Here is a 13,102-nt window from a genome sequence, read left to right as displayed (position 1 = left end):
CATGTCGCGCCATCAGCGGATCATCATCGACCTGTCGCTGCACATACTGCGGGCCGCAGTTGCGCGATCAGGGAAGGCCAAGGTCGACACGATCGAAGTGCGGTTGGCGCTGCGATGCCTGCTCACCCACTGCCCCGAACGATGGCCGCTCGACATGTTCTGGAGTTCGGCTGCTACCGATCACGACATCGGTCGTTCGCAGGGCTGTACAGCTGCCTTCAATGGAATCACTCGGCAGCTCGATGATCGTCCTGCCGTTGAATGAATTAGGCGATGCCCGTGACGACTAGGGCACACCTGACCATCACCCGAATATTATTCAAAACGGGTGGATGCTCAGGGTAAGGTAAGTGTCGACTGACATCTGCACGGTGGCAACGACCAGTACTGGATGTTGAGCGCTTTAAGCCGCTAACCAAAAACGGCCGCTCGTGCACGTTACTGGCGAACGGACGATGCAGGCCTGGAAGGCGGTAGTTGCGCCGTTGCAGGCCAGCCGGACCCTGCTCAGGCCGGCGTGCAACGACGATCGTTTACCCGCTCACGAGCTCCGAATAATCCATTGCGGCTAGGTCCGCGAGCAGACCGGGCCCGTTGGGCTCCCATTCCAGCCGGGCCTGCGTCCAGGCACTCGACGCCGTCATATCAAGGCCAGCGAACGGCGCCATCCAGCCGAAGTAGCGCTCGATGTCGCCGTTTGCGATCGAACATATCGGCAATCCGGTTCCCTCGCCGATAGCCTCGGCAATCGTGCGTGCATCAACGCCCTCCTCGGCCGAGGCATGGTATCGCGCGCCCGGCTCGCCCCTTTCGAGAGCCAGCACGTAAAGCCTGGCGACATCGCTGATATGCGCCGCAGCCCAGCGCGCCTTGCCTTCGCCGAGATACGCCACCGCCCCGGCACGGCGGGCCTCTGCGATCAGTGGCGTGATCAGGCCGGCCCTGGTCGTGTCGTGCACCTGCGGCAGGCGAACGGTGCGCACGTCGATGCGGCGGGCGACCAGCGCTGCGGCCGCCAGCTCCGTCACGATGCGCGGATTGGCGTGGAGCGGATTGAGGACATCCTCAGTCGCGGGCCCGCCGCCCCGCGGCGTACCGATACCAATGCCCGAAGTTATCAGGATCGGCTTGTTGGTCCCCACCAGCGCGTCGCCCATCGCGGCGATATTGCGTTCGTCCTTCCTCGTATTCTCCACGAAGTTCTGGAAATCATGGTCGAACGCGCAGTGGATGACCGCTTCGGCGGCAGCGACTCCGCTCGCGAGCGTCTCGGGTCGTTCCAGGTCGCCGCGATGAACCGCGGCGCCGGCAGCCTCGAGCTGCTGCGCGCCTGCGTCGGAGCGGGTGAGCCCGAGCACGTCGTGGCCGCGATGGAGCAGCTCGGGAATGACATGGGAACCGATAAAGCCGGTCGCACCGGTCAGGAATACGCGCATGGGATATCTCCTCGTTGACCAAGAGCGTATCTCCGCAAATCTGAACCTGTTAAAGTAGTGAGCTTATCGTGGTATAATCTGCAACAGGATCGATCATGGCCAGCGACGCTCGCAATCCGCTTGGAACATACCTGCGCGACCGCCGCACCCGGTTGGACCCGGCAGCGTTCGGGTTCACCAGCGGAAGGCGGCGCACACCCGGCCTGCGCCGCGAAGAGGTGGCGAGCCGCGCTAACATTAGCCCCACCTGGTACACTTGGATCGAGCAGGGCCGAGGCGGCGCGCCGTCCGCAGACGTCCTCGACCGCATCGCCAAGGGCCTGATGCTGACCGAGCCGGAGCGCGAGCACATCTACATGCTGGGCCTCGGACGGCCGCCGGAGGCACGGTATCAGCCGGTCGACGGCATTACCTCCCGCCTGCAACGGGTACTCGACGGGATGGCTCTCAGCCCGGCGATCATCAAGACCGCGATGTGGGACGTCGTCGGCTGGAACCGCGCGGCTGCGGTGCTGCTAACCGACTATGGCAAGCTGCCGCGCGAGGGGCGTAACATCCTACGCCTGATGTTCGGCAGCGACCATGTCCGCTCTCGCAATGCGGATTTCGACAGCATCGCCCGCTTCGTCGTCGGTGCCTTCCGCGCCGACGTAGCGCGCGCTGGCGCCAGCACCAGCGCCGAGGTGACAAAGCTTGTCATGGAGTTATCCCGGCTTAGCCCGGAATTCGAGGCACTCTGGCAGGACAACGACGTGATCGCTCATGGCGAGGGGTTGAAGCGAATTCACCATCCCGACGCGGGGCTGCTGGCGATGGAGTTTTCCTCATTTGCCGTCGAAGGGAGACCCGAACTCGGGATGATCATCTACAACCCCGCCACAGCTGACGATGCCGAGCGGCTGCGGGTGCTGCTGGATGAACATCAGAGCTGATATCAAGTGACGATGCCGAGCGGGGGGACCAGGACCCGTACGTCCGATTATCATGTGCGACTTCCTACCGTCGGACGTCCGTTCAGGTTCGCGGCAGTTAGGTCCGACCACCCCTTCATCCGGCGAAAAGCCTTTAAACCGGTAGAGCGATAAGGGCCTAGAAAGCGTGACCTCGGCCATAGAACGAGGCGATATCTCCAGTTGGCCAACTCCAGGACGTATAGATGCCCACCGGCTTTCAGCAAGGCTGCAGTGGAATGGCAGACATCGAGCTTTCGTGTCAACGTGATCGGTTAACCCGTGCATTCGAAGGTAATGCCCAACACCATCGTCCCTTGTGATGGGCGTTCCTCATGAGCGACGCTAAGCGGACAGGGCGAATGATCCTCCATCCACGTTGGACGATCGCGGCAACCATGCTGGCCTCAAGCCTCGCCTTCATCGACGGGTCGGTGACGAACGTGGCGTTGCCGTCGATCGCACAGGATCTCGGCGGCAGCCCGGCGAACCTGCCGTGGATCATCAACGCCTACCTCCTCCCGTTGTCGGCCCTGCTCCTGATGGGCGGTGCGGCGGGGGATCATTTCGGGCGTCGGCGCATGCTGATCGCCGGCATCGTGGTGTTCGCGCTTGCCTCGACGGGCTGCGCGCTGGCCCCCGACCTGACAACCCTGCTCGCGTCGCGTGCGGTGCAAGGAGTCGGCGCCGCCATTCTGATGCCGAACAGCCTAGGCATCCTGGGCAGTTCGTTCGAGGGTGAAGCCCGGGGGCGGGCGGTTGGCACCTGGGCGGCGGCCGGCGCGATCGCCAGTGCAGTGGGGCCGCCGCTTGGCGGATGGCTGGTCGATGTGGTCGGTTGGCGCGCGATTTTCTTCCTCAATCTGCCCGTGGCCGTCGCCGCGATCGTCGTCGCGTGGCGTTACGTCGCGGAAAGCGAACGGCAGGTGCAGCCGCTGGACTGGCCGGGAGCGATGCTTGCAACCGCAGCGCTCGGCAGCCTGATTTGGGCGCTGACCCACTGGTCCGGCCAGCACAGCGCCTCACCGCAGACATGGGCCGGCCTTGGCGGCGGTATGCTGCTGCTGCTCCTGTTCCTCTGGAACGAGCACCGCAGCGGCGAGGGCGCGATGATGCCCCTCACCTTGTTTGCCTCGCGTCCCTTCGTTGGTCTGACCCTGCTGACCCTGATGCTGTATGGCGCATTGGGTGGGCTGCTCGTGCTGCTGCCGTATCTGCTGATCGTCGGCGGTCACTATACGCCAACGCAGGCCGGGCTGGCTCTCCTCCCCTTCTCAATCGTGATCGGCACGACCTCGCGCCTCGCCGGTCGGTTGAGCGAGAAGATCGGCCCGCGTTGGCCGCTGACGCTGGGGCCGATCGTGACCGGAGCGGGTTTCGCCCTGCTCCTCCGTGCCGATCCGTCGGCGAGTTACTGGAGCAGCGTCCTGCCGGGGATGGCAGTCATCGCACTAGGGATGGCAGGGGCGGTAGCGCCGCTCACCACCGCTGTGCTCTCGTCGGTGGATGACCGGCATACCGGCACCGCATCGGGCTTCAACAGTGCCATCGCGCGCACCGGCGGACTGATCGCAACGGCGCTCGCGGGTGCCGTCATGGCGGTTCCTGCCGCCCAAGTCACCGGCCTGTTTCACATCGCCGCCATTGTAGCCGCCAGTTTCGCCGTCGCTGCCGGGGTGATCGCCTTCCTGACCCTGCCCGCCTGACCACATCGTTGGGAAGGCCATGATCAGCCGTGAGACTTGTGCGTCGGACTACCTGCGTCCAAGCATGGAAGGGGCTTCGGAAAGCCTGCCGGAGAAATGATGATGCCTAGCCTTTACGAGATCACCGTCCCGATCTTCACGCGCGCACTACGCAATCTGGATCACCTCCTCGCCAAGGCGGGCACCAGCGGCGTGAGCGAGCAGGACCTGCTCGGCGCTCGGATGGCACCGGATATGCTGCCGTTGACCAAGCAGGTGCAGATCGCCTGCGATACGGCCAAGCTGGCCGTGACGCGCGTCGCGCAGACCGAACCGCTTCCGATGGCGGATGATGAGAAGAGCATCGCCGAGCTGCGCGATCGGATCGCCCGCACGATCGCCTACATTGAGAACGCCGAGCCGACAGCGTTCGACGGCAGGGAAGCGGCCGAAGTTATTCTCAAGCTACCCAACACGCAGATGACGTTCACCGGCCAGAGCCTGATCACCGATTTCAGCCTCCCGAACTTCTTCTTCCACGTAACGACGGCCTATGGACTGCTGCGGATGAAGGGCGTGGCGATCGGCAAGATGGACTATCTCGCCGGCGATCGGGTGGGCAGCTGACAGGCCGCCAGGCATGAAAGAGCGTACACCACTCCCGGCTCATGCGTTCGACAAGGACGATACCGGAGACGATCTCGCCTTCTATGCGCCGGCGCGGCTTGTCACCCATCTCGACGATCCGGTGATCGCAGCACTGACGCAGTGTTACCGTAGCTTGCTACCGGATGACGGGCGGATCCTCGACCTGATGTCCAGTTGGGTCAGCCACCTACCCGCAGAGCGTCGCTATGCCGAGGTGGTAGGCCATGGCATGAACGCCGAAGAACTCGCGGCCAATCCGCGACTGGACCGGTGGTTCGTACAGGACCTCAACCGCGACACAGCCTTGGCGCTCGACAGCGGGGCCTTCGGCGGTGCGCTGTGCTGCGTCGGAGTACAGTATCTCCAGCGCCCCTACGACGTGTTTGCCGAGGTGCGGCGGGCGCTTGCTCCTGGCGCACCGTTCGTCGTGAGCTTCTCCAACCGCTGCTTTCCGACCAAGGCGGTGGCGGTCTGGAGATCGCTGGACATGCATGGACAGGCCTCGCTGGTCCGCCATTATCTCGACGATGCGGGCTTTCGCGACATGGAGGCCCGGGTGCTGGCGGATGGAGCGCGCGGTGACCCGCTCATAGCGGTCGTGGGTTACGCCTGAGCTTCAGAGCACCTCGACCTCGGCTTCTGCCCCGTCCCACTTGCCCGTAAGCCCAGGAACCTCGTCAAGCTGCCTGAGCGCATCGAAACGACCGCGCTCCTCGCGATAACGGACGATCTCGAAGCCGTGGCCCTTCAACTGCGGAACGGCGTCGAAGTCGTTTGCGGAAGCGGTGTTCAGGTCGATCATACATGATCCATGCGGCACCGCCGCCGCGGCCGCAACTGCCGAGACGATCAGGTGCCCAAGCAATTCAGCTGCGCGGTGCTCGTGCAATGACGGCCTGAGCCAGACGGAGGCGCGCCTTCCATGTTTTGGCCGAAAGGTGCGCCGCTGCGATTCCAGCGAGGCGTTCTCCAATCTGAGCGACCTCTCGCCTGGCCGCGTCAAGCTCTGCGGCCGTAGCTGGAGGCTGAATGTTGACGCACAGGTGCGCACCTGTGCGCACCTGTGCGTCCCTTGGTCTTTGTCATAGACGCAGATGGCGTTCGACCCAGGTGATCGTCGATATCACGATGGGAAGGGTGCCGGACTGCACCAGGATAAGCGTAAACGAGGAAACATCCCGGTACCGCAGAAGGTGTGCGACCTTGCTAACGAGGACGCAGCACTGGACGTTCCGGAGTGCTTTTCGGCTCCCCCGTTTCCGCGATTCGTTCATGTCGACGGCAAAGGCGGGTCGGGAGGCGGATCTCAAACCCCAGTCGGACAATTTCTTAGGAATGGAGAGGCTTCGAGAACCCGTCGATTCCTTTCCTGGCGGGTCTCATTCTCCTATGGCCGTCCGATGGATGTGGCTGGCTTTGACCTGAACCTGTTGAAGGCATTCGATGCCCTCTATGCGGAGCGCCACGTCACCCGTGCCGGCCAGCGTATCGGTCTGAGCCAGTCGGCCATGAGCGGTGCGCTCACTCGACTGCGCGAGGTATTCAACGACGAACTGTTCGTGCGGTCGCCGACAGGGATGCAACCAACACCGCGTGCTGATGACTTGTCCGGCCCGATTGTCTCTTCGCTCCGCCTCCTACGATCAGTCCTGCAAGACGATGGCTTCGATCCAGCGGCTGCCGATCACATCGTCACGATCGCGATGACCGACTACGCTGCGTTCGTGTTGCTCCCCCCGCTCCTGGCGCGGCTCGCGGTCGAAGCGCCTCGCCTCGATGTGCAGGTCCGCGGCATTCTTGGCAAAGATGAAGTCGTCGGCCTCCTCGACAGTGGCGAGGTAAGTCTTGCAGTCAGCGTTCCTGTCGACGCCTCGGCGCGCATCCTCACACGCCCGTTGCTTCGGGAAGGTTTCGCCTGCATCGCGCGTCCAGGGCATCCGGCCTTTGCAAAAGAAGCCGACATCGAGGCGTTCACCACGGCGTCCCATCTCCTAGTGTCCCCCGAGGGGGATCGCACAGGGCTGGTCGACCGCAAGCTTGCGGCGCTTGGGGTGGCACGTCGCGTCGTACTGAGCCTGCCGCAGTTCCTGGTCGCCCCGTTCGTCGTCGCAGAGACCGATCTGATCGCGACGCTTGCCTCGCGGGTCGCGCGGCGGTTCGCCGCGGCCAATTTCGGCGTAGTCGTGCATGAGCCACCGGTCGCGCTGTCTGACTGGCCGCTGGCGATGATGTGGCATCGCCGGGTGGATGATCATCCCGCCACGGTCTGGCTACGTGAATGCATTGCTGAAATCGCCGCGTTGGCATGACGTCATCGGCGGAGCCGATGACACCCTATTATCTCTTGCGATTTCACGCGGGGCCGCTGTTCCGCTCTACGTTTCAGCACAAAAGCGATGAGGTGCTGACATGCGTGTATTGGTAACGGGTGCTACGGGATTGATCGGCGGCGCGGTCGCCCGGCGATTGGCGGCGGCGGGGCACGACGTGGTAGGGCTTGCACGTTCGGAGGCGAGCGCAGCCGCGCTGACCGACAAGGGCTATGAGCCGGCTCACGGCGATCTGGAGAATGCAGCCAGCATCGCCAACGCCGTCCAGGGCGTCGATGCAGTCGTTCACGCCGCATCGCCAAACGACCATAACAGCGCGGTTGCTGACGAAGCGGCGACCCGCGCGATCATCGATGCGTTGCGCGGCACGTCCAAGCGCTTTCTCTATACGAGCGGCTGTTTCCTGTACGGCGCCACCGGCGAAACGCCCGCAACCGAGGATAGCCCGCTAGATCCGCTGGAAATGGTGCGATTCCGCCAGGCGCTTGAATTGGAGATCCTCGGCGCTGCAGCCGATGGCGTTCACGGGATCATTATCCGTCCAGCCTGGGTCTACGGCAATCACGCGTGGACGACGATGATGATGTACAGTTCGGCTCGGGAGCATGGCGCTGCGCGGTACGTCGGCAACGGGCAGAACCGCTGGACATGCGTGCATGTCGAGGATCTCGCCGACCTGTATCTGCTCGCGCTCGATAAGGCAGCGGCAGCTTCGATCTTCAACGGCGCTCACGGTGCGGCTATCCCGCTGATCGAGATTGCACGCGCCGCAAGCGAGGGCGCAGGTGCCGAGGGGCGGGTCACGGAATGGCCGCTAGAAGAGGCACGGCAGGCGCTCGGGGGCTTCGCGGACGCAATTGCGTGTGATCAGGTGGTCTCGGGCATGCGCGCCGAACGTGAGCTTGGTTGGCTTCCAATGCGGCATTCGATCCTCGAGGGCCTGCGCTCTTACGCTTTCCCAGCAGCCTGACCGCAACTTATCTTAGTGATCGGTTCCAGTTTTGCTGGTCGCGATCGGAAACCGTCGCCTGGATCTCGATCGTCAGACGCTGCCCCAGCCGCACGGCCTGTTGTTATCAATAGCCGCTGAAACGACCGCTCATTTATCAGCCACGCAGACCGTCTGGGTGAAAAAGACATCGGCACGACACATACATCGGTGTAAGTTGCCACTGTTGCGGTGCGCCGATGGAGATCCCCAGTGTCATTGATTGTCAACGGAACCGTCGTCACAGGACCAATTGATCCTCGTGTATCGCTGCTGGACCATCTCCGAGAGACACTGCATCTTACGGGCACGAAAAAGGGCTGCAACCAGGGCGCATGCGGGGCGTGTACGGTGCTGGTTGACGGCGAGCGCATCCTGTCTTGCCTCGCACTGGCGGTCCAGTACGCCGGCCGCCAGATCACGACGATCGAAGGGCTGGAGGAGGCCGGGACGCTCCATCTTCTGCAGACTGCCTTTATCGAGCATGACGGCTTTCAGTGCGGCTATTGCACACCAGGGCAAATCTGTTCGGCGATCGGCATGGCAGCGGAAGCACGCCGCGGGGTCCCCAGTCACGTCAGCGCCGATCTCGCCGCCGAAGTGGTACTGACCCGCGACGAGGTTCGGGAACGGATGAGCGGCAACCTGTGCCGTTGCGGCGCGCATAACGGTATCATCGATGCCATCCAGGCGACGATGTCATCGGACCGCGCCACGGAGGTAACCGCATGACGCCCTTCAGCTACACGCGCGCCGACGATGTAACGGACGCGGTGCAACTCGGCGCAGGCGATGCGACGGCCTTTCTTGGCGGCGGCACCAACCTCGTCGACCTGATGCGCGAGACCGTGGCGCGGCCGAAGCGGCTGGTGGACGTAACCGGTTTGTCCGACGCGATCACTGAGACGGCGGACGGCGGCCTGCTGGTCGGCGCGGCCGTTCGCAATACCGCGCTGGCCGAGCACCACGCGGTGCGGACGCGCTACCCGGTGCTGTCGCGCGCGATCCTGGCAGGTGCCTCGGGGCAGATCCGCAACATGGCAACGGTGGGCGGCAATCTGCTACAGCGTACGCGGTGCACCTATTTCTACGATACGGACGGATCGCGCTGCAACAAGCGCACGCCCGGCACGGGGTGCGACGCCCGCGAGGGCTTCAACCGCATCCATGCCATTCTGGGTGCATCTGATGCGTGTGTGGCGACGCATCCGTCCGACATGTGCGTCGCGCTGACTGCGCTGGAAGCAACCGTGCATATCGAGGGACGCAACGGCGCGCGGACGGTCGCGTTTGGCGACCTCCACCGCTTGCCCGGCGACCGACCCGACCTCGATACGGTGCTTGCGCCGGGCGAGCTCATCACGGCGATCGCGTTGCCGCCGCTCGGCTTCGCGGCCAACTCTACCTATCGCAAGGTGCGTGACCGGGCGAGCTACGCCTTTGCGCTGATCTCCGTCGCCGCCGCGGTGGAGATGGACGGCGACCGGATCGGCGACGTCCGGATCGCGTTTGGTGGCGTCGCGCACAAGCCCTGGCGCGCTACCAAGGCGGAGACCGCTCTGCGCGGCAAGCCTGCTACCGAAGCCGCATTCGGCGCGGCCGCGGCCGCGGAGTTCGCCGACGCGCGGCCGCTTCGCGACAATGCGTTCAAGCCGGAACTGGCGGCGCGGACCCTGGCCGCGGTGTTGATCGAGCTGGCGAAGGGAGACGTGGCATGAGCATCGTCGAAACCGCAAAGCAGGCGGCACAGGGTTTGATCCAGGGGGCAATGGAGAAGCTCGTGCCGCTGGCGCCCGACAGCTGGATTCCCGGTGGCCGTCCCGACCCGCTGATCGCGCGCAAGCATGGCCTGATCGGCACGCCCGTGTCCCGGCTTGATGGCGCGCTGAAGGTCAAGGGCGAGGCGACCTTCTCGGCGGAATTCCGCTTCGACGACATGGTGTATGCGGCGCTCGCCTATGCGACGATTCCGCGCGGGCGGATCACGGCGGTTTACAGCACGGCCGCGGATGTTGCGCCGGGTGTCGTGCTGGTGATGACCCACCTCAACGCGCCGCGGATGAACAAGCCGGGCGTGTTCGGCTCGTCGCCGACCGCAGTGGGCCCTGCCGACCTGCCGATCCTGCAGGACGACCAGATTCACTGGAACGGCCAGCCGATCGCCTGCGTCCTCGCCGAGACCCAGGAACAGGCCGATCATGCCGCGTCGCTGCTCAGCTTCACCTATGACGCGGAGCCGTCGACGACCAGCCTGGCGGGCGCGAAGGCCAACGGCATCGAACAGGGCCTGTTCATGGGCCAGCCGCTGCTCAACGAGATCGGCGATGCCAAAGCGGCACTCGCCGCCGCGCCACACGTCGTCGATCAGGTCTATCGCACGCCGCGCCACAACCACAATGCGATCGAACCGCATGCCGCGACGATCGCCTGGGTCGATGGCGAACTCGTGATCCACGACGCAAGCCAAATGGTCACCGCGCAGGCGCAGACGATAGGCGAGGTCTTCGATCTTGATCTCGCCCAGGTTCATCTGACTTCCCCATATGTCGGCGGCGGTTTCGGCAGCAAGGGCTTGTGGGACCACCAGATCATCGGCGCCGCCGCCGCAAAGCTGGCGCAGCGACCAGTGCGCATCGCCCTGTCGCGCGAAGGCGTGTACCGCGTCGTCGGCGGGCGATCCCTGACCGAGCAGCGCGTCGCGATCGGCGCGACCGTGGATGGCACCTTCAACGCGCTCATCCATACTGGCCTGTCGGTAATGACCCCGCACAACAACATGCCCGAACCGTTCATCCTGGGGACGCGTGCGGCCTATGCGTGCTCCAACATCACCCTGCAGGTCGAGACCGCCAGGATGAATATGCTGGCGAACACCTTCATGCGCGCGCCGGGAGAGGCGGTCGGCACCTTCGCGCTGGAATGCGCGATTGACGAACTGGCCATCGATCTCCGCATGGATCCGGTCGAGCTGCGTATCCGCAACGAGCCGGACAAGGACCCGACATCGGGCCTCAGCTTCTCCTCGCGGCACATCATCGACGCATGGCGCTCCGGCGCCGAGCAGTTCGGCTGGGCGGATCGTCCTGCGGTGCCGCGCGAACGCCGGGACGGCGAGTGGCTGGTCGGGATGGGCTGCGCGACCGGCACCTATCCCTATTACCGGATGCCCGGCGCCCAGGCACGCATCACCCTTGCGCGTGACGGCAACACAGTACGCGCAAAGATCGAGGTCGCAGCCGCCGAGATGGGCATGGGGACGTCGACCACCACCGCGATCGTCGCGGCAGAGCGACTGGCTCTGCCGATGGACCGGATCGAAGTCGGTTATGGCGACGCATCGATCCCGGGCGCGATCATGGCAGGCGGATCGCAGCAGACCGCAGCGATCGGTGCCGCCGTCATCGCCGCGCAGAACGCGCTGGTCGTCGAACTCCTGAAACTCGCCGGCAACGATTCGCCCCTCGCCGGGCTGTCGGCGGACGAGGTGGGCAGCGAGAACGGAGGCCTCGCCAAGCGCGACGATCCTGCGCGGCGGGAAAGCTATGCTTCGATCCTGGCGCGCGCGCAGCGCGACAATGTCACCGTCACTGAGGCGGCGTCCCAACCCCTCGAACTGATGCACTGGTCAATGCATTCGCACAGCGCGATCTTCTGCGAAGTGCATGTCAACGCCGTCACGGGCGAGATACGGGTCAGCCGCATTCTCGGATCGTTCGATTGCGGTCGCATCCTCAATCCCAAGACGGCGAAGAGCCAGTTTCGCGGTGGCATCATCATGGGCCTGGGCCTGGCCCTGATGGAGGAGACGCAGTTCGATGAACGCAATGGCCGGATCATGAACCCAAGCCTCGCCGAATATCACATTCCCGTGCACCTCGACGTGCCTGAAATCGACGTTATCTGGACCGATATTGCCGACCCTCACACGCCGATGGGTGCCCACGGTATCGGTGAGATCGGCATCACCGGCGTAGCGGCGGCAGTCGCCAATGCCGTTTACAACGCCACAGGAAAGCGCGTGCGCGATCTGCCAATCACTCTCGATAAGCTGATGTAGGTCGTTGGTTCGAGAGAGCGCGCTGCTTGACCCAAATGCGGACGCTCGTAGCCTCTCCCCGGCCGCCGTACTTCCGACATTCGTTCATAGTGCCATTCTCGCGGCTGCGCTGCGCTGGTGCAGCCGCGCGATATATTCTTAGCGTTCCGCGTTCGCGACGCGGGATTTCAAGAATTTCGCCATCAGGGCGTTAGCCTCGTCCGTCTCGGGAATTGCCATATAGGCCCAGAAGGCGTGCGGCAGTCCGTCGAATACGACGAGCCGCGCGTCGACTTCCTGCTCCGCCAACTTGCGAGCGAAGATTGAGGTTGGGCTGAGCAAGATGTCGCGCGTGCTCGTAACCAGCAGGGTTGGCGGGAAGCGCGACACGTCGCCCTTCAGCGGCGACAGGATCGGATCAGAGACGGGAGTCTTGCCGACGTAGGACGCGACACTCTCCGTCATCGTCCTCGCACCGCCGGGTAGCGGCATCCAGGATTCAGAATCACCACTCGTAGTGAGGTCAGCGCTGCCGGAGAAATAGCCCAGCGCGGCCGGCATCGGCCGCTTCATCGTGGTAAGCCGCGCTAGGAGTTGCCCACTCAGCGCCGCCCCGGCCGACGTCCCGTAGACACCAATGTGCGCCGCCGAGCGATCCTTCTCAAGCGCCTGATATACCCCTAAAGCGTCGTTCAGCGCCGCCGGGTACGGATGCTCCGGTGCCAGCCGGTACAGCACAGCGACGACCGGAATGCCGGTAAGCGCGGCGATCGGAACTGTCTCGGTCAGCGATCCGGCATCGGCTTGAAAGCCGCCGCCGTGCAGGTTGAGCAGGACGGGTTCCCTACCGAGCGTCGTCACGCCCTTAGGAAAAAGGATGCGCACAGGCACGCCGGCAATCGTCGAATTCTGAATCCGGACGTCGTACCGCTTGGCTAGTTCAGCGCCCATTCCAGACTGAAGATCGGCGACGAACCGCCGCTGCAACTCAAGCGGCGGCGCGGGTTCGGGCACCGGCGCTGCGGCCAT

General features: G+C 64.3%; 13 protein-coding genes. 10 read left to right on the top strand and 3 right to left on the bottom strand.

Annotated features, from left to right (window positions below):
* Nucleotide 1 precedes the first annotated feature (1 nt).
* The gene (locus tag NF699_02945; GenBank protein ID USU05675.1) at nt 2–265 is read left to right on the top strand and encodes a hypothetical protein; all 264 of its coding nucleotides are present in this window, start codon (nt 2–4) and stop codon (nt 263–265) included.
* 268 nt (nt 266–533) lie between these two features.
* Here the strand turns inward: NF699_02945 and NF699_02940 are convergent, their stop codons facing one another.
* The gene (locus NF699_02940; GenBank protein ID USU05674.1) at nt 534–1,436 is read right to left on the bottom strand and encodes an SDR family oxidoreductase; all 903 of its coding nucleotides are present in this window, start codon (nt 1,434–1,436) and stop codon (nt 534–536) included.
* A 95-nt stretch (nt 1,437–1,531) separates the two neighbouring features.
* Between NF699_02940 and NF699_02935 the strand changes: the two genes are divergently transcribed.
* The 4 genes from NF699_02935 (at nt 1,532) to NF699_02920 (ending at nt 5,332) form a co-directional block, all read left to right on the top strand.
* The gene (locus NF699_02935; GenBank protein ID USU05673.1) at nt 1,532–2,368 is read left to right on the top strand and encodes a helix-turn-helix transcriptional regulator; all 837 of its coding nucleotides are present in this window, start codon (nt 1,532–1,534) and stop codon (nt 2,366–2,368) included.
* Nucleotides 2,369–2,784: 416 nt separating this feature from the next.
* Nucleotides 2,785–4,092, top strand: a complete 1,308-nt coding sequence (locus NF699_02930) for an MFS transporter (GenBank protein USU05672.1) — start codon at nt 2,785–2,787, stop codon at nt 4,090–4,092.
* A 99-nt stretch (nt 4,093–4,191) separates the two neighbouring features.
* The gene (locus NF699_02925) at nt 4,192–4,698 is read left to right on the top strand and encodes a DUF1993 domain-containing protein (GenBank protein USU05671.1); all 507 of its coding nucleotides are present in this window, start codon (nt 4,192–4,194) and stop codon (nt 4,696–4,698) included.
* Between the two features lie 13 nt (nt 4,699–4,711).
* Nucleotides 4,712–5,332 carry a methyltransferase type 11 gene (locus NF699_02920; GenBank protein USU05670.1) on the top strand — a complete coding sequence of 207 codons (621 nt, stop codon included), beginning with the start codon at nt 4,712–4,714 and terminating at the stop codon, nt 5,330–5,332.
* 3 nt (nt 5,333–5,335) lie between these two features.
* On the opposite strand, the gene NF699_02915 is transcribed toward NF699_02920, so the two are convergent.
* Nucleotides 5,336–5,521: a helix-hairpin-helix domain-containing protein gene (locus tag NF699_02915; protein ID USU05669.1), complete on the bottom strand. Its 186-nt coding sequence runs from the start codon at nt 5,519–5,521 to the stop codon at nt 5,336–5,338.
* A 598-nt stretch (nt 5,522–6,119) separates the two neighbouring features.
* On the opposite strand from NF699_02915, the gene NF699_02910 reads away from it, so the two are divergent.
* From NF699_02910 to NF699_02890, 5 genes are all read left to right on the top strand, one after another.
* Nucleotides 6,120–7,028, top strand: coding sequence for a LysR substrate-binding domain-containing protein (locus NF699_02910; protein USU05668.1), 909 nt, complete (start codon nt 6,120–6,122; stop codon nt 7,026–7,028).
* Between the two features lie 100 nt (nt 7,029–7,128).
* Complete coding sequence (locus NF699_02905) at nt 7,129–8,019, top strand: NAD-dependent epimerase/dehydratase family protein (GenBank protein ID USU05667.1); 891 nt, start codon at nt 7,129–7,131, stop codon at nt 8,017–8,019.
* A 231-nt stretch (nt 8,020–8,250) separates the two neighbouring features.
* Nucleotides 8,251–8,769, top strand: coding sequence for a 2Fe-2S iron-sulfur cluster-binding protein (locus NF699_02900; protein ID USU05666.1), 519 nt, complete (start codon nt 8,251–8,253; stop codon nt 8,767–8,769).
* Nucleotides 8,766–9,755 carry a xanthine dehydrogenase family protein subunit M gene (locus NF699_02895; protein ID USU05665.1) on the top strand — a complete coding sequence of 330 codons (990 nt, stop codon included), beginning with the start codon at nt 8,766–8,768 and terminating at the stop codon, nt 9,753–9,755. The genes NF699_02900 and NF699_02895 overlap by 4 nt, the downstream gene beginning before the upstream one ends.
* The gene (locus NF699_02890) at nt 9,752–12,094 is read left to right on the top strand and encodes a xanthine dehydrogenase family protein molybdopterin-binding subunit (protein USU05664.1); all 2,343 of its coding nucleotides are present in this window, start codon (nt 9,752–9,754) and stop codon (nt 12,092–12,094) included. Before NF699_02895 ends, NF699_02890 begins: the two co-directional genes overlap by 4 nt.
* 138 nt (nt 12,095–12,232) lie before the next feature.
* Here the strand turns inward: NF699_02890 and NF699_02885 are convergent, their stop codons facing one another.
* Complete coding sequence (locus NF699_02885) at nt 12,233–13,024, bottom strand: alpha/beta hydrolase (GenBank protein ID USU06970.1); 792 nt, start codon at nt 13,022–13,024, stop codon at nt 12,233–12,235.
* Nucleotides 13,025–13,102: the final 78 nt, after the last annotated feature.

Source organism: Sphingomonadaceae bacterium OTU29LAMAA1 (assembly GCA_024072375.1).
GTDB lineage: Bacteria > Pseudomonadota > Alphaproteobacteria > Sphingomonadales > Sphingomonadaceae > Sphingomonas.
The sequence above is the reverse complement of the archived record's forward strand: the minus strand, read 5'-3'. Positions and strand labels throughout refer to the sequence as shown.

Excerpts from the sequence above, each read along its gene's own strand:
- NF699_02930 (USU05672.1), top strand. The coding sequence starts at position 2,785 with ATGCTGGCCTCAAGCCTCGCCTTCATCGACGGGTCGGTGACGAACGTG.
- NF699_02905 (USU05667.1), top strand. The coding sequence starts at position 7,129 with ATGCGTGTATTGGTAACGGGTGCTACGGGATTGATCGGCGGCGCGGTC.
- NF699_02925 (USU05671.1), top strand. The coding sequence starts at position 4,192 with ATGATGCCTAGCCTTTACGAGATCACCGTCCCGATCTTCACGCGCGCA.
- NF699_02920 (USU05670.1), top strand. The coding sequence starts at position 4,712 with ATGAAAGAGCGTACACCACTCCCGGCTCATGCGTTCGACAAGGACGAT.
- NF699_02935 (USU05673.1), top strand. The coding sequence starts at position 1,532 with ATGGCCAGCGACGCTCGCAATCCGCTTGGAACATACCTGCGCGACCGC.
- NF699_02885 (USU06970.1), bottom strand. The coding sequence starts at position 13,024 with ATGGGCGCTGAACTAGCCAAGCGGTACGACGTCCGGATTCAGAATTCG.
- NF699_02915 (USU05669.1), bottom strand. The coding sequence starts at position 5,521 with ATGATCGACCTGAACACCGCTTCCGCAAACGACTTCGACGCCGTTCCG.
- NF699_02890 (USU05664.1), top strand. The coding sequence starts at position 9,752 with ATGAGCATCGTCGAAACCGCAAAGCAGGCGGCACAGGGTTTGATCCAG.
- NF699_02895 (USU05665.1), top strand. The coding sequence starts at position 8,766 with ATGACGCCCTTCAGCTACACGCGCGCCGACGATGTAACGGACGCGGTG.
- NF699_02945 (USU05675.1), top strand. The coding sequence starts at position 2 with ATGTCGCGCCATCAGCGGATCATCATCGACCTGTCGCTGCACATACTG.
- NF699_02940 (USU05674.1), bottom strand. The coding sequence starts at position 1,436 with ATGCGCGTATTCCTGACCGGTGCGACCGGCTTTATCGGTTCCCATGTC.
- NF699_02910 (USU05668.1), top strand. The coding sequence starts at position 6,120 with ATGGATGTGGCTGGCTTTGACCTGAACCTGTTGAAGGCATTCGATGCC.